The organism is Nocardia mexicana NBRC 108244 (genome assembly GCF_001613165.1).
GTDB lineage: Bacteria > Actinomycetota > Actinomycetes > Mycobacteriales > Mycobacteriaceae > Nocardia > Nocardia mexicana.
This window is the reverse complement of the sequence record NZ_BDBV01000167.1, coordinates 1-1,302: the sequence shown is the minus strand read 5'-3', so window position 1 is coordinate 1,302 and position 1,302 is coordinate 1. Positions and strand designations below refer to the sequence as shown.

2 protein-coding genes are annotated in these 1,302 nt (G+C 69.5%); both read right to left on the bottom strand.

Going from position 1 to position 1,302, the window contains the following annotated elements; translation table 11 throughout:
* The coding region (locus NM1_RS40560; RefSeq protein WP_068033128.1) for an FAD-dependent oxidoreductase at nt 1-1,100 on the bottom strand (1,100 nt) is incomplete at its 3' end.
* Nucleotides 1,097-1,302 (bottom strand): hypothetical protein (locus NM1_RS40555; protein ID WP_218022193.1); only part of this gene is annotated, 206 nt, incomplete at its 5' end. The genes NM1_RS40560 and NM1_RS40555, both read right to left, overlap by 4 nt.

Genomic DNA, 1,302 nt, shown 5'->3' with positions numbered 1-1,302 from the left:
ACGTCTCTCCTGCGGACGGCGAATGCTGCTGCGGCCAGGGAGAGATCGGCCGCAGCGCGTTGGGCGATCCCGTGCGACGTGGCGCGTTCCACCAGCCCCGCGGTGAGGAACTGCGCCGACCGTGCGAACGGTCGCACGCGTCGCGCGTAGCGAGTGGCGGCGGCCGCGATGCTGTCCGGGGTGCGTCGCAGCTCTTCGGCGAAGACGGCCGCTCCCAGGAGCGCACCATGCGCGCCGGCGCCGGAAAGCGGATCGATGCAGTGCGCGGCATCCCCGAGGAGGACGACGTTGCGGGCGTGCCAACGTCGTGCACGCACCTGGGCGAATCGGGTAACGCGCACCTCGTCGATCGCGGCATGGGCGACGTGCTCGGCAAATCCGGCGTAACGCGGCCCCGACGCTTCCAGGAGTCCCACGGCCAGCGGAAGCAACTCCCGCTTCTCGCGTCGTTCCGCGCCGGTAAGGATGGTGGTGAGCACCAGCGTCTCGTCATGATCGGTGTAGGGGAACACCTGCGCCCCGATGCGATCACCGAGGAGAATCGCAGCATGCGTCGTCCCGGCGACGCGTCCGGGCACGTTGACCCAGAGGTTCACGCGTCCGTTGAGGTACAGATCGGACCCATCGATCTCCACCGCGAGGCGACGCACCGTCGAGTTCAGGCCGTCGGCTCCGATGAGCAGGTCGTACTCGCTGGAGCTTCCGTCGTCGAAGTGCGCCGCCACGCCTGCGGCGCGATGCTCGATCCCGACGAGCTCCCGCCCGAACCGCATCGGCACCCGGTTCGCGACATATTCGGAGATCGCACCGACCAGGTCGCCGCGCCGAGCAGACCGGTAGCCCTCGGTGGTGAGCGTCGCCAGCGTCCTCCGGCCGCGGGCGACCGCGATCGTCGCCGTCGGCGCGCTCAGCGCGTTCACTGTCTCCGATGCGCCGATCTGGTCGAACAGGCGCATCGCGATCCGGTCGAAGAGGATCTGATAGCCCCCGGACTGCGGGCGCGGGGCGGCGTCGACGACATCGACGTCATGCCCGTCGTGAGCGAGCATCTGAGCCGCCGCGCTCCCGGCGATGCCCGCGCCGACGATGAGAATCTTCATGAGGTACTCCGTTCCGTTGTCTCGACCCGGGGTCGTTCGCGATGCGACGGGATGACGAACCATGCGACGGCCGCTGCTGCGGCGACGAGGATCGCGGCGATGATCGATGTCCACTGCATCCCGACGATGAACGCCTCACGCGCCCGCTCCAGCAGCTCGGCCATGCCGGGAGCCGACGGGTCCAGGTGCGAGGAGGCCGCGG